The organism is Desulfovibrio inopinatus DSM 10711 (assembly GCF_000429305.1).
GTDB classification, from domain to species: Bacteria; Desulfobacterota; Desulfovibrionia; order Desulfovibrionales; family Desulfovibrionaceae; genus Alteridesulfovibrio; species Alteridesulfovibrio inopinatus.
Genome location: NZ_AUBP01000002.1, coordinates 24,063 through 45,521, shown reverse-complemented (window position 1 = coordinate 45,521; position 21,459 = coordinate 24,063). Strand labels below are relative to the sequence as shown.

The 21,459-nt window shown below is 47.8% G+C and carries 15 protein-coding genes; 11 read left to right on the top strand and 4 right to left on the bottom strand.

Features of this window, described 5'->3' with window-relative positions; translation table 11 throughout:
• Nucleotides 1-84 precede the first annotated feature (84 nt).
• Nucleotides 85-717: a TVP38/TMEM64 family protein gene (locus G451_RS0102565; RefSeq protein ID WP_027183042.1), complete on the bottom strand. Its 633-nt coding sequence runs from the start codon at nt 715-717 to the stop codon at nt 85-87.
• Nucleotides 718-940: 223 nt separating this feature from the next.
• Here G451_RS0102565 and G451_RS0102560 point away from each other — a divergent pair, with 223 nt between their 5' ends.
• A complete protein-coding gene (locus G451_RS0102560) occupies nt 941-2,104 on the top strand; it encodes a glycosyltransferase (RefSeq protein WP_027183041.1) in 1,164 nt (387 codons plus the stop codon).
• Between the two features lie 129 nt (nt 2,105-2,233).
• On the opposite strand, the gene G451_RS27120 is transcribed toward G451_RS0102560, so the two are convergent.
• Together G451_RS27120 and G451_RS0102550 are read right to left on the bottom strand one after the other, a co-directional pair.
• Nucleotides 2,234-2,617 (bottom strand): diacylglycerol kinase, encoded by a 384-nt coding sequence (locus tag G451_RS27120; protein ID WP_034640495.1) that lies wholly within the window; start codon nt 2,615-2,617, stop codon nt 2,234-2,236.
• Between the two features lie 31 nt (nt 2,618-2,648).
• Entirely contained in the window at nt 2,649-3,446 is a 798-nt protein-coding gene (locus tag G451_RS0102550; protein ID WP_027183040.1) for a metallophosphoesterase family protein, read from the bottom strand.
• A 116-nt stretch (nt 3,447-3,562) separates the two neighbouring features.
• On the opposite strand from G451_RS0102550, the gene G451_RS0102545 reads away from it, so the two are divergent.
• Nucleotides 3,563-4,453 (top strand): AraC family transcriptional regulator, encoded by an 891-nt coding sequence (locus tag G451_RS0102545; protein WP_027183039.1) that lies wholly within the window; start codon nt 3,563-3,565, stop codon nt 4,451-4,453.
• A 183-nt stretch (nt 4,454-4,636) separates the two neighbouring features.
• Here the strand turns inward: G451_RS0102545 and G451_RS0102540 are convergent, their stop codons facing one another.
• On the bottom strand, nt 4,637-7,570 hold the full coding sequence (locus G451_RS0102540) for a tetratricopeptide repeat protein (protein ID WP_027183038.1): 2,934 nt from the start codon (nt 7,568-7,570) through the stop codon (nt 4,637-4,639).
• Between the two features lie 638 nt (nt 7,571-8,208).
• On the opposite strand from G451_RS0102540, the gene G451_RS0102535 reads away from it, so the two are divergent.
• From G451_RS0102535 to G451_RS32150, 9 genes are all read left to right on the top strand, one after another.
• Complete coding sequence (locus G451_RS0102535) at nt 8,209-8,859, top strand: DUF3540 domain-containing protein (RefSeq protein WP_027183037.1); 651 nt, start codon at nt 8,209-8,211, stop codon at nt 8,857-8,859.
• A 50-nt stretch (nt 8,860-8,909) separates the two neighbouring features.
• Entirely contained in the window at nt 8,910-12,623 is a 3,714-nt protein-coding gene (locus G451_RS0102530; RefSeq protein WP_027183036.1) for a DUF2169 family type VI secretion system accessory protein, read from the top strand.
• Nucleotides 12,620-13,690 carry a pentapeptide repeat-containing protein gene (locus G451_RS0102525; protein ID WP_027183035.1) on the top strand — a complete coding sequence of 357 codons (1,071 nt, stop codon included), beginning with the start codon at nt 12,620-12,622 and terminating at the stop codon, nt 13,688-13,690. The genes G451_RS0102530 and G451_RS0102525 overlap by 4 nt, the downstream gene beginning before the upstream one ends.
• Nucleotides 13,691-13,754: 64 nt before the next feature.
• Nucleotides 13,755-14,156 carry a DUF4150 domain-containing protein gene (locus G451_RS0102520; RefSeq protein ID WP_027183034.1) on the top strand — a complete coding sequence of 134 codons (402 nt, stop codon included), beginning with the start codon at nt 13,755-13,757 and terminating at the stop codon, nt 14,154-14,156.
• A gap of 13 nt (nt 14,157-14,169) precedes the next feature.
• The gene (locus G451_RS27115; protein ID WP_051261058.1) at nt 14,170-16,452 is read left to right on the top strand and encodes a type VI secretion system Vgr family protein; all 2,283 of its coding nucleotides are present in this window, start codon (nt 14,170-14,172) and stop codon (nt 16,450-16,452) included.
• A 35-nt stretch (nt 16,453-16,487) separates the two neighbouring features.
• Nucleotides 16,488-17,273, top strand: coding sequence for a hypothetical protein (locus G451_RS0102510; protein WP_027183033.1), 786 nt, complete (start codon nt 16,488-16,490; stop codon nt 17,271-17,273).
• Between the two features lie 9 nt (nt 17,274-17,282).
• On the top strand, nt 17,283-17,726 hold the full coding sequence (locus G451_RS0102505) for a DUF3795 domain-containing protein (protein WP_027183032.1): 444 nt from the start codon (nt 17,283-17,285) through the stop codon (nt 17,724-17,726).
• Nucleotides 17,727-17,960: 234 nt separating this feature from the next.
• Nucleotides 17,961-19,634 carry a sensor histidine kinase gene (locus tag G451_RS32155; RefSeq protein ID WP_169727807.1) on the top strand — a complete coding sequence of 558 codons (1,674 nt, stop codon included), beginning with the start codon at nt 17,961-17,963 and terminating at the stop codon, nt 19,632-19,634.
• Complete coding sequence (locus G451_RS32150) at nt 19,624-21,441, top strand: hybrid sensor histidine kinase/response regulator (protein ID WP_051261056.1); 1,818 nt, start codon at nt 19,624-19,626, stop codon at nt 21,439-21,441. The genes G451_RS32155 and G451_RS32150 overlap by 11 nt, the downstream gene beginning before the upstream one ends.
• The last annotated feature ends 18 nt before the right edge of the window (nt 21,442-21,459 follow it).

Genomic DNA, 21,459 nt, shown 5'->3' with positions numbered 1-21,459 from the left:
CGAAACAACACTTCGAAAATAAGTCAGTATTGCATGACGTCAAGATGCCAAGTCGATTTTATGTGTCCGTTCCGTCGTTCTCCCCTATTGAATGGATTCACGACGACGACGAACCACTTCCATACATATAAGAATCAACACAAAGACTCCCAACCCCGCCCCAAATGACCACCAATTCGAGCTCCGTACAGCCTCTCCAAAGAAGAGATACGGCAAGGCCTGCACTACATGGACTGGCCACGCGACCAGAAAAAAATACCGGACGGGAAGCGGACTCAGTGCCATGAGATAATTCTTAATCATATAGGGGATACCTGGAGCCGCTGACAAAAAAAAGGCCCAGAATCCTGGTCTTTTAGCGACAAGTGATGGCAAGAAAACGATATCACGACGCCAAATAATAAAAAAAAGACGACGCAATGCCTTATGCGTCAATATTAAAGCCATAGCCAGATGCAATGGTACGACAATAATGAGGAGGAGGCAGCCCATATACGTGCCGAAACGCATGGCTGCAGCCACAAACACAATGCTTATCGGCATACCAACCAGAGGAAGAAAAAGCGCACAGACCAAGAATATCCAGGCTGGAGTTGATTCTAACGCGGACATGAACCAGGCAATATTCAAAGAATTCACTTGAACGCCGATAGCGACGAGGCAGGCAAGGCCAACCATACCGGCAATCCCTATTACGACCAATCGTACGTGTTTCATCCTTCCTTTTTACGCCTTTTTAATGGTAAATCCATGAGAAGATCGTGCTATTAAAGGGTTTTTTCGTAACATGCACTGATACAATGAAAGACTTCATCATATTCCGATTTTACTGTATACTCCTCGTGCATCAGTCTGTGCCATTCCTGCATAACGCCATCATATGCTTCAACATCTCCGTCAGGTTGAAATCAGCCCATGACAACAGGGGAGATATTTTTCCATGAAATTGCTTCTTGCCCCCCTCGGTCTCGCTACGCGAACTCTTGGTCCAGGTTTGCGCACCATCGCTCTTGCACAAAACGCTATGTCTCGAGGACATTCCATCGCTATCTGTGCACCAGCCGACAATAATATGCCCCCTCTTGCCGGAGTGACCCATTATGGTGCTCCCATGCCTTCACCATTGGGGTTGCCGTTAACGCTTGGTCGACGACTTATTCCTGTCATGGGACAACTCGGTATCCTTCACAAAATGGAAGTGCGCAGCTTTGAAGAAGTGCTGCATTTGACCGGCGCACTGCGTACCAATTTTTTTGAACGCGATATCGAACATATCCGAAGCGCTATTCGCGACTTCAAACCCGATATCGTTTACTCCGAGTTCAGACTGCCCGCTCTGGTTGCAGCTCACTTGGAAGGGATTCCGGCGGTTGCTTCACATAGTTATCCAACCCAGGCATCGTACGCAAAAAATCCCGAATTCAGTCGAAGGGTTCGTGAACGCTTGGTGAAATGGAAACTCCCGGAAATTGATTCTATTCTCAATGTCTTCGAATGGGCTGAACACCGATTCATCGCCAGCTCAAAAGAACTCGAACCCATTTCCGGCGATTGCATTCATCATGTCGGTCCGCTTGTCTACTTCCATAAGTTCGTCGAGCACCATACCGACAGGAGCAATGTTGTTGGCTACATGGGCAACAGCCAGATCACTCCAAAACTCCTCGTCAAAAACGTCGGCACAGCGCTTAAAGACAGCCATCTCCCGGTCTTTCTTTCAGCCAAAGGCATGACAAGCGCGTCTCACGACCACATTCACGTTGCCGATCACTTCGATTTCACCAAACTGTTGCCCAATGGTCTCGCCTATATCAATCATGGCGGTCAAAACAGCATAATGATGGGACTTATTCATGCTGTTCCACAAATCATCTGCCCAGGGGAAATCTTTGAACGACGCTATAACGCCGAATCCATCGTCAAAGTCGGTGCCGGCGTGCGCATTTCCCCGGAAGCCTTCCGGCCGGATATCCTCCTCCGCCTCATTACGCGCTTCCAAAACGACCCGTCCTACGCAGCCAATGCCGAAACCGTCGGCCGCTGGCTATCCAATCTTGGTGGGGCCGGTCGAGTCATTGATATTCTTGAAGAACACTATGATTAAAAAAAAAAAGAGTCTCGATTATTCACGAAATTTTTACATAAAATTTCATGAACACATTCACAAAAATCACATTATTTTTCCTTCGCACGTCCACTGTTGTACTCCTCACGTGTAAAATGAGGATATAACCTACAATAAAAGCTCAACAAGTCCCCATATCTGGTAGCCGAGCGTGAAAATCCAGACAAAAATGGCAATACCGGCAGCTGCAGCGGCCGTGTCTTTAATGACTTTTATCCGCTCACTATACCCCGGTTCAATAAAATCACAGAGTTCCTCAATAACCGTATTGAAGACTTCAGCCATAAGCATCATGCCGGTGGCAACCATAATGAGCAGAAAATCGACCCAGGATCGAAGACGATAGGCGAAAATGAGAACGGCAATAGAGACGACGAGTTTATAAGCAACGCTAAAATCGGTAATGACGGCATATTGAAAACCGTTGAACATGACACGAATTTTGCGAAAGGGATGGTACGGTGTGTCCTCACGTTTTGGGCGTTTTTTCATGGATTCTTCTTATGCTAGAGGTGAGAGCATTCTACTCGGGATTCCAGACGCCACCGCGACGGACAAATGAATTTATTGCAATCGAATTGAAAATATCATTGTTAAAAGCTCGCACATCCACGGTAACACGATTTTTTTCTACATGAACAAGATTGAAGGCGTTTTGTTCCTTACGCAAACGATTTGATACGGCTGTCCCGGCGTGAATGACAAGAATCTTCCCTGTTTCAGAATCTGGCCCAGCAAGACAATGGAAACTTTTGTGAAAATGTCCGGCCAGCAAAATATCGGGTTTTTCATTTCGCAGCAGATGTGCCATACGGCCAGCCATATCAAAGGCGAGTGGGATACGTCGTTTTTGTGGCGGCATAAATGAATGGTGGGCGACGACGATTTTCATGGTATCGGGTCCAGCATCATAAAACAATCCTTGGCTCGTGCGCTTGACACTCGGCGGCAAGCTGCCCGTTCTCCAAAAAATAGGACGAGCCGTACTAATGCCCACAACCATCATTTTGTCATCTGTATAGTAAGGATCCGGGAAGCCGGAAAAATGATGTTTGTAACGACCAAGTGGTTTGGCAAAACGACCAACCGGATTGAGGAGGGGGACATCATGATTCCCTGGAACAACAACCATAGGCCATGCCAAACTTATAAGAAACGCCTTGGCGTCCTCAAACTGCTTACGGCTGGCACGCTGTGTGAGATCCCCGGACACGGCAATAAGATCAGGGTTGCATGTTTCGAGGTCGTCCAAAAGCGAAGCGAGGACCCGATCGTTGACGCGTCCAAAGTGAAGATCTGACAAGTGGGCGATAGTTCGCATAGATGAAATGTGATACGACGCCTCGCACTGTTCGTAAAGTCACGAGAGCAAAAATGCGCAAAAATCATCAAGTAGGACCACTGCCCTTTCTGTAGGATCGGAGATGGAGACGAGGGATGAAAAAAACGACCGAGCAGAATTACCAAAAACGAATCCGCCGTGTGATGAATCGAATCGCGGACAATCTTGATGAGGATCTGTCCTTGGCTTCATTGGCCGAAACAGCGCACCTCTCTCCGTACCATTTCCACAGAGTTTTTCGCGGTATGGTCGGAGAATCCGTTGCTGCACATATCCGACGGTTACGCCTGGAGCGTGCGGCGCAACAGCTCATGTACACAGAAAAACCGGTAACAGAAATCGCCTTCTGTGCCCGCTACGAAGCTGTGGAATCATTCTCACGGGCTTTCTCCGATGTTTTTGGCCTGTCTCCAAAAAGTTATCGAGAGGCTGGCCGATCTGAACACGGCATGCCAGACACCTGGAATACAGCCAGACAGACCGGTCCCAATGGATTTGTCCTTAACCACTTGGGAGAGTCAACCATGAATGTCGACATTAAAACACTTGAAGATCGCCTTGTTGCCTGCGTCCGTCATGTCGGACCGTACAACGAATGTGAACATGCCTGGAGAACATTATGCGACTGGGCCGGTCCCAAAGGATTATTGAACCCAACAACCCAATTCATCGGCGTTGGCTACGACGACCCAGAAGTGACCGCTCCGGAAAAAATCCGCTACGACGCTTGTATCACTGTCCCAAAAGGCGTTGAGCCTGAAGGAAAAGTTGGCGTTATGACTCTTGCTGGTGGTGAATTTGCTGTGACACTCCATAAAGGCCCATACTCTAAACTGGCCGCAACCTATGCTGAACTCTGCGGTCAATGGATTCCGAGCTCTGGACGAGAAATGGCGTCGAAACCAGCTTACGAAGTATATCTGAATACTCCTGACACAACTGCACCTGAAGAATTGCTCACCGAAATCTATCTGCCCTTGGCATAATTTCCTTCCTATTCACGACACGGTTGGAGAACACGCGTTCTCCGGCCGTGGTCAATCCACGCATAATAACGAATTGATAGAAAAAGATCTTTCAGATCAGGCTTCAATGAAGAAACTTGCCCATTGAGTCCACCCCATAAAAGTTGGCAGTTATCGCAGCTCCTCGGGTATTACGCCATAAACTTACAAATCTACAAAAGACCCTTTTGCAGCTGAAAACTCTCTGATTACCCAAGAATCGTTCGTGGACTTGTATCGTAAAAAACCATGTATTCCGACATGATTCATTAAACGTGCTTTCGGGACAACTTTCACCTGAAGATAGTCCGGATACGAATCCCCCCAGTTCTGCGCGAAATAAACAGCCAGAGATCGAGATAGCAAGCCCGGCCCCGTGGAAAGCCATATTGTCTCGTGATCACCCCGCTCCATCGCTTCAACAGCTCGATGAAGGGCGTATTCGATAACCGGGTGTTCAGGGACCGCTACAATGAAATTGTTGCCCACACTCATCATAGGTTCTTGCCACAACATGAGCTTTGTATCGGACGGGATAAAATCGTCGAGAGGTTTCAAGCACATATCATCAATATCTGCATAAATTCCACCATATTTATAGAGCAAAGCCAATCTCAAAAAATCTGCTTTTTGCGCTCCCGGCTTCAGGCCCAAATATACTTTGAAATAGTTGGCCGGATAATGTTCTTTAAGAAATATTCGTGCCGCACGCTCATCAAAAAGCTGATAATCATAATCTGGATTGTGAATTTTCCAGCTTTTAGCAAATCGTAAGACATCCTCAGGTGGATGAGGTTTGTCCCAGTATTGGAAAATCTTTCTGGGAATCCTATGGGAGCCTCCGTATACTTGTATATCGAAATAGCCTAACACCCTTAACTGCGTAATGAGGGATACTGCGGCACACGTCGCATCTGGTTCATCCAGAATAACCTTCACTATTGCTTTTAAACGCCGATCTCCCTGAAGTTTCAACGCAGCTTGAACCCTTTGAAGAGAATTCCATTGCAACCGATATTCATCGACCAACATACCAAATATATTGTGTTTATTCAAACGAAGTTGACCTTTCAGCTTTTGAATGCCGATATCAATTCGATCTAACTCCCGGCCATGGTATACAGCGCTTTCCATATCCATGGTGGCTAAGGCAATCCTACGGAGTCCCCCATGAGCGGCATGACAATTGGAATTCGATGCCAGAATTGCTTCGTATTGTAGTTTTGCACGAGGAAAACGCCATTGCTCATGATCGATCTGTGCTAACAGCAATATTGCATCCTGCCTCTTTTGGGGCGTATCTTGGGATAAAAATGCAATTCTATGAGCTGCTTTCTTATATTGCCCTAATTCAATGAGCCATAGAATATACTGCTTTTGCAGCCCATAATGGTCAGGAAAGAGAGCAGTCCCTTCAGTAGTGAGAGCTAATGCCGATTCAAATTGACGATTGCGCCATAAGAAAGATACTTTTCGCAAGTACAGTTCAGGTCTATTCCCTAGTAGCGCCGTAGCACGGTCTAAGACTTCCATACTTTTTTCAATCTTCCCCGAGATAAAGTGAACATGAGCCAATTGCAAATAGGGCTCTATTTGATGGGGGTGAGCATCGATAGCTCGTTGAAAATAGGACATCGCTTTTTCTGGAAGTCGCAAATTTATCGCCAATCCCCCCAACTTAATTAATGTACGGAGATGACTTGGATCTTGAGATAAAATTCTTTTAAATTCGTCTATAGCGGCGTGAACATCTCCTAGCGTAATTTTTTCCACAGCAACATGAAACATCGCCTGCAAGTTAAACGGCTCAATTTGCGATGCAGTTTCAAAACATTGCAACGCTTCTTCATGAGAACACCTTTCCCGATGAATACAGCCCATTTTCAAATACATTGAAGCTATTGCAGAAAAGTCATCTTCTTTTTCTTTCAACGTTTCAATAGCTTCCGAGTATCGCCCCAATGCGTGCAATTCAGTGGCAATATCAAGCCATACCTGAGGACGTGATGCAATCAACTCACTTATTTTTTCAAATTGTGACAACGCTTTTGCCCGATCACCGCGCCCCCTCGTATTCATTGCCAAACCACGCAATGCGCCAATATGATTGGGATTATTCTTCAGAATGTCCCGATAGATGTTATCCGACTCGTCCAGCCGACCAAGCTCACGGTATTCTTCGGCGATACCGAGTCGTCCCTCAAGACGATCAGGATAGAGTTTGGTAATGCTCTTAAAAAGAGACAACGCTTTTGCACGATCACCTTGCCCCCTGGCATTCATTGCCAAGCCACGCAGTACGCCAATATGATTGGGATTATTCTTCAGAATGTCCCGATAGATGCTGTCCGATTTGTCCAGCCGGCCAAGCGCACGGTATTCTTCGGCAATGCCCAACTGCCCCTCGAGTCGGTCAGGATGAAGTTTGGCAATAGTCTCAAAAAGAGACAACGCTTTTGCCCGATCGCCGCGCCTTCTGGCATTCATTGTTAAACCGCGCAATGCACCAATATAATTTGGATTATCATTCAGAATATCCCAATAGATGCTGTCCGATTCATCCAGCCGACCAAGCTCACGATATTCTTCGGCGATACCGAGTCGTCCCTCAAGACGATCGGGATAGAGTTTGCTAATGCTCTCAAAAAGAGACAAGGCTTTTGCCCGATCGCCGCGCCTTCTGGCATTCATTGCCAAACCACGCAATGCACCAATATGATTTGAAGTATTGTTCAGGATATCCTGATAGATACTCTCCGACTCGTCCAGTCGACCAAGCTCACGATATTCTTCGGCAATGCCCAACCATCCTTCGGGACGGTCGGGATGGCATTTGGCAATGGTCTCAAAAAGAGACAAGGCTTTTGCCCGGTCGCCACGCCCTCTGGCATTCATTGCTAAACCGTGCAATGCACCGATATGATCAGGGTTCTCTATCAAGACATCCTGATAGATGCTCTCCGACTCGTCTAGGCGACCAAGTGCACGGCATTCTTCGGCGATACCCAATCGGCCATCGAGACGGTCAGGGTGGAATTTGGCAATGGTCTCAAAAAGAGACAAGGCTTTTGCCCGGTCGCCGCGCTCTCTGGCGTTCATTGCTTTTATCCGAAGAGACTCAAATTGTGTTAACTGCGATGAACTCAAACTCCCTCCACAACGTTTCGAACCGAGCCACGTTGGCGGCTCTATCTCTAAATGATCGATTGAATATTTGTTATATCCCCAATAATTCTGGATTAAGTGCGTATCAGCCCCTGATCAGCCAGAGCGGAACCCAGTGGCCTCACGACAGACCACAAGTTATGCTGTCTGAGGACTCAAGGTAAAAATCCACCAAGGAACATGTCTATCGCGCACAAAAACACACTATATTTTCACTTTTAAGTCCTTTTCCTGAAAACAAAAGAAAGCTCTTGAACACAAAGTTTAAGCGCTTTACCCAACGAGGCCCGAATGGGCCCCATGCAGCGGCACTTTGTGCACGCGTTATCTCATTACTCTTTTTTCCACTTGCGGGAGCAGTTGAAGAATACGCTGAGATCAAGAAGTGAGCAATTTTTCCTGAATCGCTTATTTTGAGACACTCATGCCTAAGGCGAAAACGAACACACCCAAAGAAAGAAATTTGGACAATTTCTCAAAACGCGGTACAACACCGTAACACCTATACCCGGCTGGGAAGGTGAAGATGTTCTTTTTCTTTAGCCGACCAACAGCGCTGCAGAAGGTTCTCCATGCATAATCTCGCAAACAGAATTGATACGTCCAGACCAACGTTGGAATACGGAGAAGTCGTTTCACACGGTGATGATGGATTTGTTGTCACCGTCTCTTTTGGTGCCATATCGGCACAACAAGCCGCAGGATGCCTCTTGCGTCCCGCACCGGGCGATATGGTTCTGGTCAGCCTTGATGCTTCGGGTCTATCCTTTATTTTGTCGGTTCTCCGTCGCCATGAATCCAATCAAAATCAAGAACATCTTGCCTTTGAGAACGATCTCACTATCTGTGCCCGCAACATTGTTCTTTCAGCCGACAAATCAAGCTGTCTGGTATCGGGTGAAGAAAATACGCTTGTGTCGCGTAAACTTTCCATGGTTGCCGAGGAAGCCGAAGCGCATCTGGAAAGGACATCGTTCTTTGGCCGATTTTTTTCGGCGCAAACCAACACCATCACCGTTGTGGCCAAAGCAATGGAACATGTCGTTTCGGCATTCACGCAGCGGCTCAAAAATGCCGTCAAACTCGTTGAAGAACATGATGAAGTCCAGGCGAACACGGCCCGACACCTCACCAAAGAGACGTTGACTATGCATTCGAGAAATGCGGTCCATGTGGCCGAAGAAATGGTCAAAATCGATGGAGATCAAGTGCACCTCGGTTAACTGTTTCAGCCTGGAGCCGACCCGGCCGGCTCAAAAAGGATGTTTGTAGGATGCGCATTCTTAAAGAGCAGAATACATCCCTGCTAGTCACCAATCTTGGTCTTTCCGGCAAACACTATATTGTCTTTTCCGTTCTCGTCTTCAGTGATGTATTTGAACCGGATCGCTTGTTGTTGGAACGCGATTTGTGGAAAACAGCAAAAAACGCCCTTCCACCCAAAACCCCGCTCGACGCCGGTATGCCCAAAACGGTCGGTGAAGTTCTGGTTTCAGGCTCTTGCCATGCTCTCCAGGGAGAAATGGTCAAAGCCATGCGCTGTTCTTTTCATGTGGGGACTGTCGGCAAGGAAATCGTTGTATTTGGAGACCGGTACTGGATTCCGAGCTGGATGCCGTCTACAAATTCATCCAGAGTCACCGATCCCGTCCCGTTTACGTCCATGCCGCTTGTGCCAACCAGATCCTTCGGTGGTGACGGTTTCGACAAAAATCCCGAAGGGAAAGGCGTTGAGACAACACTGCATGAAGGCATGCAGCTCTTGCCGTTACCCAATATCGAATACCCCAATCGTCTTGTTACTTCTCCTCAAGACCAGCCCGATCCCGCAGGTTTTTGGGGATGGTCCATGATGCATCCGGATCGGCAATCCCTTACAGGGACATATGATGAAAAATGGGTACAAACCCATTGGCCAGACTTCCCAGGCGATTTCAATCCGCTCTTTTTCAACGTCGCCCCTCCGGACCAGCGCTTACCTCAAAAGCAAAATTGGTTTTCTGCTGGAGAACATGTTGAATTTTCAAGGCTTCGACCCGATAGGCGTCAGGTAAGCACACGCCTCCCAAAGATACGGGTCAGGTTGTTCGTCGCGTTACGCAAAGATGACGATCTGCCGACGTCGGCCGCCCCAAGCCATCCTGCCGCCTTTATCGAACCCCAGACTCGTATTGATACAGTACATATTTTTCCCGAAGCCGGAATTCTCACCATTCATCGCGCTGTTCTCGAAACGAAACGTCTTGACCAGGATGAATTGGCCGATGTCCTGATAGCTGTTGAGCCCCTCGATACGGAAAAGCGTTCCATTGACGACTATTTTGCTGAAAGAACCAAACGTCTTGATCGAACTGTTCCCACGGCCGACCCATCCATTTTAGCCAATACGGCCGCTCAAAAAGCCCGAGCCATGGAAGAAGTCAACGCTGTTCCCGATCGCATATCAGCCGCCATGGATCGTGCTATGGGACGTGCTCCCAAACCAGTCACTTCGCCGCAATCGATTGTTTCTTCAGGCAGGCAGCGAATAGCCAATGCCCAAAAGAAACTCTCAACCGCCTCGGTACTCATCGCATCTTTGGGCGAACGCTTTGGACCGAGTGCCACCATGGGGATGCCACATATTGAACACGTTAAAGAACTCCTCACAGCGGCCGACTCGGCAATGGAGAAGGCCGGCAAAAAGACTCTTGCAGCCGTTGAAAAATCGAAAGCACTCCGAAACGAAAGCACACAACGCGCGACGTCCGGACTGGATGACGCTATAAAACAACGTCCTTCTCTCGCCACAAGCGCACCCAGCTCCCCTGCACTCTTTCAGGAGCCGCCTTTGCGTCGAATCATGGAATTTCTGACAATCTGTCAGAAACGTCTTCTTGATGACAAACTGACTATGGACGCACTGCTTGCAAAGGGCTTTTTACGCCACACACTTGCTGATTCTTTTGTCGGCATAAACGACACGGCTTTTACGATGATCCCGCAAGAATGGGGACTTGCCGAAGGTCCGTCTGTTGAAATTCCTGCCGGCTTTGTCTGGCCCTCCTTTGATGGACCACGCCCCCTTCGTATTGTCGTTCTTCCTCAGGGCCCGGAATCCCTCAACAATGCTGTTGCATGGTCCGGATTTGATGCTCCTGTTTTTGTTGATCGTTTTTCTCCTGACAAACCCATTGCCGTCACCCAGCACCCTCTGGATGCTCTGATGGCCCGTCAGGTTGCCGGACGTATTTTTACGATAGCCACCCCATTAACTGAAAAGGATGTCTTCGCACCCGACCTTGCCAAAACCATGAGTGAACATCCTGTCATCGTGGTCCATCCTGCAAACCCGACGCCCGATGACAACAAGTTTCTTCAAACCATCCAGAATGTCGCTCCTGCAGCTCAGGCAAGTCGACTCCCGTATGGAACACGGTTGTATGAATCCAAGCAGGCCGGAACGGATCTCTTGTCGTGGTTTGTTGCTGCATTGCCTCCTCAAGAACAAGAGAAGCAAGCAGAAGCTGTCTCCGCAGCCACATCCCCTCCCAAAGCATCCGTGTTAGCAAAGAATATCAAAGCAGATATCAATGCACTGACAGGGAAGATGACGGGAAAAGCCGATGCCCTGAAGGCGGAAGCACGGTCGCTTGCTCGCGAGGCCGCAACCAAAACCGATAAACCTATTCCCGATCTCTTTTCCTCTTCCCCGAGAGGCCCCGAGGCGGCACTCTCTCGGTTGGAAAATGGAATTCCTTGGAAACTTGCAGACGAAGGACTTCCCGCCAATGCGAAAGAGGAAGCCCGATCTCTGCATAGCGCCGCCGTGGCAAGATTGCGTGAAAAATTGGATGCAGTCACGGCATCTGGCGCTACCCGGCTTCGTCAGGGATTGGCAAAAGCAGAAGCGGCCAAAGCGGCAGCAGCCGATCCCATCCCGACATGGGCCAAAGAAATGATGTCCAAGGCCGGTGTGGATGCTGGAGGGAGTGTTCCCGGTCTTTCGCCCAAAATGACGGCTCAGGATGTTGCCCTCGCCCTGTCGAACGGCGAAAGTTTGGCCGGAAAGAACCTCTCCGGACTCGACTTTTCAGGAATGAATTTGACTGGAGCGGATCTGACCCGAGCCAACATCCAACAATGTCGTTTTACAAAGGCGATACTCGACAAAGCTCTTTTGTGTGGTGCATTGGCCAATGCAGCCGATTTCAGCGAAGCCTCACTCGTTCGAGCCGATTTTACCAAGGCGATATGTTCCAAGTGTCTTTTCACAAAAGCCAATTTGAAACAGGCCGATTTAACAGGAACCAACTGTTCCGAGGCCATGTTCACGCTTGCCGATCTGAGTGAGTCCCGTTTACGAACAACGCTGTTCAATCAAGCCAACTTGAGCCAAGCTCGTCTTCATAACGCTATTCTCTCGCAGACTGTCTTGAGTAACGCCGTCCTGAAACACGCAGAACTGACCGAAGCTATGCTTGTTCGCTGTACTTTTCTTGATGCCGTGTTGGACGAAGCCGATTTCACCGGAGCTGATTTTCAAAAAACAATATTTTTCCGTTCCAGCGCGTTCCAAACCTGCTTTGATTCCATCACAGGGGAAGGACTTCGTGTTATGAAGATGTCCGACTTCTCCAACACCGTCTTCACCAATGCCCATCTCATGAAGGCAAGTTTCATAGAAAGTACCTTTCCTCAGGCCGATTTTACCCAAGCACGTCTTGAACGATGTCTCTTTGATCGCAGTCAGTTGCCGTCAAGCCGGTTTTATGCGGCCAACGCCGCCAATTCCCGATTTCTCAAATGCAACCTGGAGCGTGCCGATATGCGCGGCATGAATCTCATTTATGGAAAACTCCGTGGTTCCCACTTGGCGAGTGCCGATATGCGTGGCGCCAATCTGTTCGGGGTCGATTTCTTCAAGGTCGGACTCGGGCAAACCCAGTTCGATCAGGCCAATCTCGGCATGACGTTGCTCGAAAACCGAACAGGATTCATCCGATGACACGCGAAGAAGCCTTGGCCCGGCTCACTGGCCAATCCCATTTTGATGGAGATGACTTTTCCGAACTCGATCTTTCCGGCATTGACCTCTCTGGATCAGGTTGGAAAAAAAAGCGTTTTATCAATGTCGGTTTTGAAAAAACGGTTCTGACCGGCTCGGTGCTAAAAGGAGCACTCTTTACCAATTGTCGTTTTCACAACGCCGATCTTACAGCTGCTGACCTGGAGCAATCGCTTTTTATCGATTCCGATCTCCATGGCGTCAGCCTGAAAAATATTACCGGCCGCATGGCTATTTTCAAAAATAGCCGCCTCGACACAGCCGATCTGACCGGAGCCAACGTTCTTCAAGCTGTTTTCGAACATACCAGTCTCAAGAATGCGTTGCTCGTTGCCGCTGATCTCAACCGAGCCATTTTTCTCAAATGCGATCTCTCCACCGCTGATCTTTCCGGCGCTACATTGGAAAAAACACAAATACGAAGCTCCATTACGACGTCCATTATCCTTAGTGGCGCCATGTTCCTCAAAACCGGACTGTGCGATCTCGATTTTTCGAACTACGATTTCTCCGGTGTACATTTTGCTATGGTTCAAGCCAGACAAAGCCGATTTCAAAATGCCGATTTCAGCGGAGCAGATATCACCATGGCCAATTTTTCCAAAACCGATCTCACTGGAGCCATATTCGACAAGGTGAAAGCACAAGGTGCCATGTTTATCGGAGCAAGTTGCAAAGCAACGCATTTTCGCTACGCCGATTGCCAAGGAGCAAATTTTTCGCGCGCCGACCTTGAAGTTGCCGATCTCGATAATGCCAACTTTTCTCGAAGTGCTTGCGTCGAAACAAAATTCACGATGACACATGCACGCAATACCAACTTTACCAACGCAAAACTGAGCAAAGCACAATTTATCGAGGCCGACTTGAGTAACGCCGACCTGACCGGTGCCGACATTTTCGATATTCAGGATAGCAAAACCATTTGGCCCGACTCCAAACAATTCACGAAAAAGACAAACCCGCAACGCCTCGCCGCTGAGCATTGGGTTTCGCCGTATGTTTAAAAAAACGCCTCCCGTTTTTCGTCTCCACAGACGCCGGAGGTAAATCAACCTCAAAGGAACTTCTATGTTCGTACTCACCATGGGACCGGGAATGTGCATGGCATTCCCAGACGTATGTAAAACACCAATAGTTGTTCCTGTGCCGATTCCGTATCCGAATATTTCCGAATCGAGCTTGGTGGATGAAGCTGCCGAAACTATATTGGTCGATGGGCTGCCAGCACTCAATCAACTGTCCGAGATTGAATTGAGTCAAGGGGATGATGCAGGCGTAGAATTAGGAGTCGTCTCCGAAGACGTCATGGGAATGACGAATTTCATTGTTGGCAGTGTCGGCGTCATCATGGATGGCACGCCAGCGCAACGTTTGACGAGCGTTACTGGTCAAAATGCCATGGAAGTACTCGATAATATTGTTGGGGCATGTATTGTTCCAAGCCAATTTCAAGTTTTGGCCCTGATTTAGAACGGGAGGACATATGCCGACGCTCTTCGATATGAAAACACGGTTCGTTTCCTCGGCCGTTCCGGAAGATACCTTTCATGTCGTTTCGTTTTCCGGATCGGAAGGATTATGCCGACTCTTTGAATTTAATATCCTGTTATCGTCCGATAATGCCGATATTGATCTGGATGCCGTGATGGATGAATCGTCCACATTCACCATCGAACGGGGGCTGGAGCGGGATGATATTACATTCGAAGGAGTGTTGGCTCGTTTTGATCAGGAACACAAAGTCGGTACACGCGTTTTTTATCGAGCAGTTCTTGTCCCCAAGGCGTGGTGGCTGTCGTTAACACAATACAACCAAATTTTTTTAAACAAAACAGTTCCCGATATTCTGAAGGACGTGTTGGTGCAAAGTGGTCTGGAAGCGAATGATTTCGATTTTCGTTTGCAAAACTCCTATTCGGAACGCGAATACGTCTGTCAATATGACGAAACGCATTTCAATTTCTTTATGCGCTGGCTTGAATATGAAGGCATGTACTTCTTTTTCGAGTCTGGTCAGGGAGGAATGCGACTTGTCGTGACCGATACGCTCATCGCCCATCAGCCAAGCCCGTACGGAGACCGTGTTCATTACACCCAGCCATCAGGTTTAGGAGAAAGTCAGGCCCAAGATTTAATTTGGTCATTGGTGTGTCGCAAACAGCGAACGCCGTCGAGTGTTTTGGTGAAAGACTATATGTCACAAACTCCTGATCTCGATATCCGATCTCAGAAACCACTTGAACGCGGAGTCGGAGAAACATACTTCTTTGGCGATAACGTGAGAAACGAAAGTGAAGCTCAAAAGCAGAGCCGAATTCGATCGGAAGAAATTCATTCCGGTCAAACCACATTTTTCGGAGAAGGCTATGCAGCCAGCCTACGGCCAGGTTTTCTGTTCACTGTCCATGAGCACTACCGCAAGTCCTTCAACAGCCAATATCTGATCGTCTCCATTGATCATGAAGGCATGCAGCCCGAATATCTGGAAACCGGGACACCGAATGACGTATCCCAGATGAAACCGCGCTATTCAAACTCTTTTACAGCCGTTCCCCAAAATATCCAGTATCGACCTCAACGTAGAACTCGCAAACCTCGTGTCAGTGGAAGTATTACAGCAACTATCGATGCAGCGGGCTCCGGTGAATACGCTGAAGTGGACAACGAAGGCCGATACAAGGTGATCATGCCCTTTGATTTGTCCGGTCGTGGTGAAGGCCAGGCATCTTGTCCGGTACGCATGGCACAACCGTATGCTGGCAACGGGTTTGGCATGCATTTTCCGTTGCATAAAGGCTGTGAGGTTCTCATCAATTTTCTCGGTGGTGATCCGGATCGCCCCTATATTTCCGGAGCCGTCCCCAACCCGGCCCACCCCAGCCCGGTCACGAGTTCCAACAAAACACAGTCTCGTATTACGACATCTGGTCAAAATAAGATACATATCGAAGACCAGGAAGGCACACAGCGCATTCTCATGAGTTCACCGACCGCAAGTTCCTGGTATCGAATGGGTGCACCGAACGACCCCCCATCGGGTGACGATGACGATAAAGATACCTGGGGAGGCGAAAACGGACATACTTTTTACACAACCGGTGGATTTTCCTTTAAAGGTCAAGCCTATAATGAGCTTATTCTTGGAGAAAAAACCGAAACAGTGCTTGGTGGATACGCTGAAGTCATTGTCGGGAGTAAAAACGAAGTCAACATGATCAATTCAAACGCGTTGACGATGGCCATCACGACCGAAGGGAATCTGACGCGCCGGTTTTCTTATGGCCCCTTGGTGGACAAGGCGGAAGAAGAAAAATTCGAGACCAATGTGGAACGCCTCATTGTCGCAAGCAATCACGTAGCGACTATCGATAACAAAATCACCACAGCAAACCAAAAAATCACCACAGCCGACCAAAAAATCCAAACTTTGGAGACCAAGGTCGATACCGCTGAGCAAAAAATCACCACAGCAAACCAAAAAATCGAAACAATTGACCAGAAAATCACCACAGCCAATGAAAAAATTGAGACTGTGGATCAAAAAGTCTCCACAGCCAATGAAAAAATTGAGACCGTGGACCAGAAAGTCACCACAACCAATCAGCGTGTTGATACAGTTGATCAAAAGATCGTCACTGCCAATCAAAAGATTGAAACTCTTGACACGCGCATTGGTACGGCTGAAACCGAGTTGACCACTGCCACATCACGTATTCAGACCAATTCGGAATATATTGCCAATGCCATGGACATCATACTCGGCTAAGAGCAATACGAACTTCAAGTAAGGACATAACGCTCATGCAAAAAAACGTTTGGATCACCGTGCTTGAAAAGGACGAGGCCCGAGGAAAAAAACTTTTTGAAACGGTGTCACGCTATGCCGTCGTTCCAAACGGTCATTTCTGGGTCGACGACTTGGAGAAAATGGCCTGGGCCGGCGTGGCAGATTCATTGACCGATTCAAATACGGCGTTATGGATTATCGCCGGAAAAGCTGAGTCGTTTGCCAGTCCGACCATAAGTCGCGGACTATCCTTACTTGCCGCTAAAGTGCTTGGACAACGAGGATATGGGTTTCCGATCATACTTGTCCCGACCGAAGGGGAATTAACGGTTGACAGCTTACCGACGCCACTTCGTGGTACCGAAGTGGTCACAGCAGCCTCGTTAGGGGTGAAAGTTGCGGCATTGGCCAATATGCCCATAAAGCCTGTCGCTACAGAGTATAATTTTCAAGTGTATCCGATTCCCGGCGTTGGATTGTGGCTTGAAGTCGGCCCAAGCAAGGGACATTCATGGAACGGAGCCATGCTCGGCGTTGTTGATGCCGAAATACGGGCGCATGGTGTTGGTCCTTCCGGAACTATTCCCCAACGAACGGTGATTGAATATCAGATGCAAGGATTGAAAATTCAAGCTGGTGAAACAGAATTCACCGCTTGGGCACTCAAAAACACCTTAAGTGAAAACGATTCGTATTACGTTTCGCTCCAGGGAACGCCATCAGAACTGTTATTTGGAGAATTTTCTGAATCCGATGAAGCCGAAGTCTATCGAGTACGGTTTGAAGCCAATAAGACCTAAGGACGTTCCGTGAAACGAGAAGAGATTGTCCATGCGATTGCTCCGTGCGGGTTAAATTGTGCCCGATGCCTCAATAACCAGAATTCCCCCATTGCGGCACATGCCAAGGCACTCCGGGAAGAGCTGGGAGCATTTGGCAAACACGCGCATCTGTTTGCAACAATGGACCCGGCTTTTTCCGAATACGAGGCATTTGCTCGCGTACTTGTTCGATTGACGTCGGGAAATTGTGAAAGTTGTCGAACAGGAGCGTGTATTTTGGGAACATGTGGAATCCAGGCGTGTGCTGCGAAACGTGGAATCGATTTTTGTTTTGAATGCTGCGATTTTCCATGTGAGCCTGAAAATACACCTGAACTTGTCAAAAAACGCTGGTTGCACAACAATAACCGCATGAAAACTATCGGTATAGAGCAATATTGTGCAGCGTCGTTCAAAGAGCCTCGATATTAAGACGGACACATTCCATGTCGGTGCAAGCCTTTTTGTAAACGGCATGCACCGGCGTGGTATTCATTATGAACGATGCCTCGAAGAGTGCATTGCGCTCCATCCCACTTCCCGTATATATTCACCTCCATGGCAACGCATTCTTCAAACTTTCATCCATTATCCAAAACAAGCTTTCGTTTAGCGTTCCTTTTTGCTCTGCTCGTCACGCCACTTTGTGTTCTCATGATACGAGAAATGGTGCAGCGACGAGACCAGGATATACGACATGCATACACTCAGCTCACCAATGTCGCGGATATTGTCCAATCAAAAACTGTAGAACTTTTTTCCGATGCGCAGACCGTTTTAATCACGCTAGCGCAATTCGACGCCATTCGTGGGACAAATGATGCGGCATGCGAACACGCTCTTCAACGGATATTTCATCAATTTCCACGGTATACAAATTTTTCCAAAGCCGATCTCGACGGGAATATCGTATGTAGCTCAACGCCGCTCACATCTCCCCTCAATGTATCGTACAGTTCGTTTTTTCAATCCGTTGTCAGAAAAGACATATTCTCTATAAGTCGTTTTAGAATTGGGCCTTTACATAAGAAACCAATCGTCATTTTCAGTCTACCCATACATGATGAAACGGAAAAACAAGTCAGTATCATCAGTACCGCATTAAGCCTGGACTGGCTGAAATCTGTATTCGATAGAATTTCTATTCCAGAATATTATCAAATTATTATGTTCGATGAAAACGGAATTGTACTCGCATCAACTTCGTCATTGAATATTTCTATTGGAGACAACATTTCAGATACGGCCATCTATAGAGAATCGGTAACATCCCAATCATCGCAATTTTCCTTTGTCGATGAATACGAAAAAACCATTCTTGCCGGAAAATCCCTCGTGATAGATGTTCCCGGCAATGTCTCCATTATTGCCATGGCACCAGAAAAGTATGTTGTAGCCCAAGTCGAGCGATCTTTTATCCTGCAAATCAGTATGCTGATCACAACGCTGTTCTTTTCTTTCGGTGTTGCCTGGTTTGCCTCCCACAAGCTCATTCTCGACAAGATCACGGTGCTATCTCATCAAGCCGCTCGTCTGGCTGCTGGTGACATGAAAGCTCGGTCTCCCAATACCGAAAGTAAAGACGAACTCGCCGAGCTGGCCCGTACATTCAATGGAATGGCCGTTCAATTTCAACGGCGTGAAATAGCCCTACGCGAAACCATCAAAGATAAGGAGTTGCTCCTCAAAGAAATTCATCACCGTGTGAAAAACAACCTTCAAGTCGTTTCAGGACTTATTCGGCTTCGTCAAAACGGTGTTGTTGACACGGAAACACAATCGTTTTTTCGCGACCTGGGCCAGCGAGTAGAAAGCATGGCTGCCGTCCATGAAGCCATGTATAAAAACGGCGATTTCGGAGCTATTCGATTTGACGAATATTTGCAGGATCTTGCATCGAATCTTAAGACAGCTTTTTCCGGTCGAACCGGCAAGGTCAAGGTTATAGTTGAAGCTGAGCCAGTACGCTTTGGCTTGGATCAGGCCATTCCCTGTGCACTGCTTGTCAGTGAACTTATGTCCAATGCACTCAAGCATGCGTTTCCCGACGGTCGTAATGGACAAATCTACATTGGACTCACACGATTCGGCGATGATGTCTTCCAACTTTGTGTGTCCGATAACGGCGTCGGATTTCCTGAGCATGTCGACTGGCGATTGGGGCAGTCTCTTGGCTTACGCTTAGCCCTGATGCTGACAGAACATCAAATGCGCGGTTCTTTGTATCAACTTGAAGATAAAGGTACTGTTTTTGTTGCTGAATTCGCTGTCGACCAGTCTTTCCTTGATACACTTGACGCCCCGGAAAACGAGAGTAAAAACGAAAATTATGGCGGATGAACGAATTCTCATCGTTGAAGATGAAGCCGTTACAGCACTTTCCATCGAATCAAGCTTACGACAACTTGGCTATACTGTGGCCGGACTCGCAAAATCGGGCGATGATGCGATTGAGTTTGCAATAAAAAACGCGCCCGACCTTGTGTTGATGGATATCCGCCTCGGTCCTGGGATCTCGGGTATTGAAGCAGCCAAGATCATTCATGCTCGCCTCGGTACACCTGTCGTCTTTTTAACAGCGCATGTCGACGATGCAACCATATATGGCGTGACACAGGCATCACCGTATGGATTTCTCGTTAAACCCTACAATGACGCTGCGCTGAAAGCGGCTATTGAATCTGCGCTTGCCAGTGCCAGACGCCATCATCAAATCCAAGACAAATTCCAGTCTTTGTCCACCTTGCTCAACAGCATGGGGGAAGCCGTTCTGACCACTGATCTCGGCATGCGTATCACCTACGTCAATGCCGCTGCCGAAAATCTTCTCGGCAACGATCGGGATGTACTCCAGAATAAAAACCTTGGAGATGCATTTTCCCTTCACGGACCAGCAGAATACGATTGCCCTACGCCGACCGAGCTCGGAGCAAGAGTCTTTTTTGAACGCCAGCCCGTTCATCTCCCCGAAGGAATTATTTTGGTCGGAAACAGAAAACAAACTCCTGTAGCCCTCCGTGCCTCTCCTCTGCATGGTGATGATAGTCGTCTTGAAGGGTTGGTCATTGTTATTGGCGACGTGACCCAAAAACAACAGGTCCAACACGAACTCGAACTTTTGCGCCATGCAGTGGAGGCAAGCCGAACTGCTGTGGTCATCACTGCACCGGATTCCACCATTGAATTCGTCAATCCGGCATTCACGGCCATGACAGGGTACACCAAGGAGGACTGTTTCGGACAATCTATCTCCATACTCCACTCGGGACATCACGATACGGCGCATTACGACGAGATGTATACAACACTCAAATCAGGAAAAACATGGGTCGGTGAATTTTTGAATCGTAAAAAGAGTGGGGAACTTTATTGGGAGTTCTCCAGTATTTCTCCCATGTATTCACCACGAGGTGATATTACGCATTATGTTGCTGTAAAAGACGATATTACAGAACGTAAACACCTCGAAAAATTGAAAGAAGATGTCGAACGCATTAATCGTCATGATCTGAAATCACCGCTTGTTTCCATTATTGCCATTACGCAGCTTTTAGCTACTGAATCGAATATTAATGAAGAAAATCAATCGTATATCGCAAACATTGAGTCTGTTTGCTACCGTATGCTTCAACACATCAATATGACACTCGATTTGTTTAAAATGGAAACCGGTTCCTATCAATGCATCCCCCACCCCGTTGATCTATTGCATATTTTAGACAAAGTCCTGGATGAAATCGGATTCTTGGCTGAAGACAAACACCTCCAAGTACAGATTAGCGTCTGTGACCATCCTCGACAAAAAAACGATCATTTTATTGCCCGAGCTGAACCTATTTCCGCATTCGCCATGATCTCTAATCTCGTCAAAAATGCTTTCGAAGCCGCACCTCCACAATCTCATGTCTCCATTGCACTCCAGAGAGAGGACGACATGGCCACGTTCCGCATACACAATTTCGGCGTTGTTCCTCTTGATATCCGAGACCGATTTTTCGACAAATATACCACAAGTGGAAAAGAAGGAGGAACCGGTCTGGGAACATACTCCGCTCGACTCATTGCCAGAACATTCGGTGGAGACGTCAAATTTTCCACATCAGACGACGAGGGTACACAGCTTGTTGTGACACTTCCCCTCCAATAAACATCCCTGAGCAATATT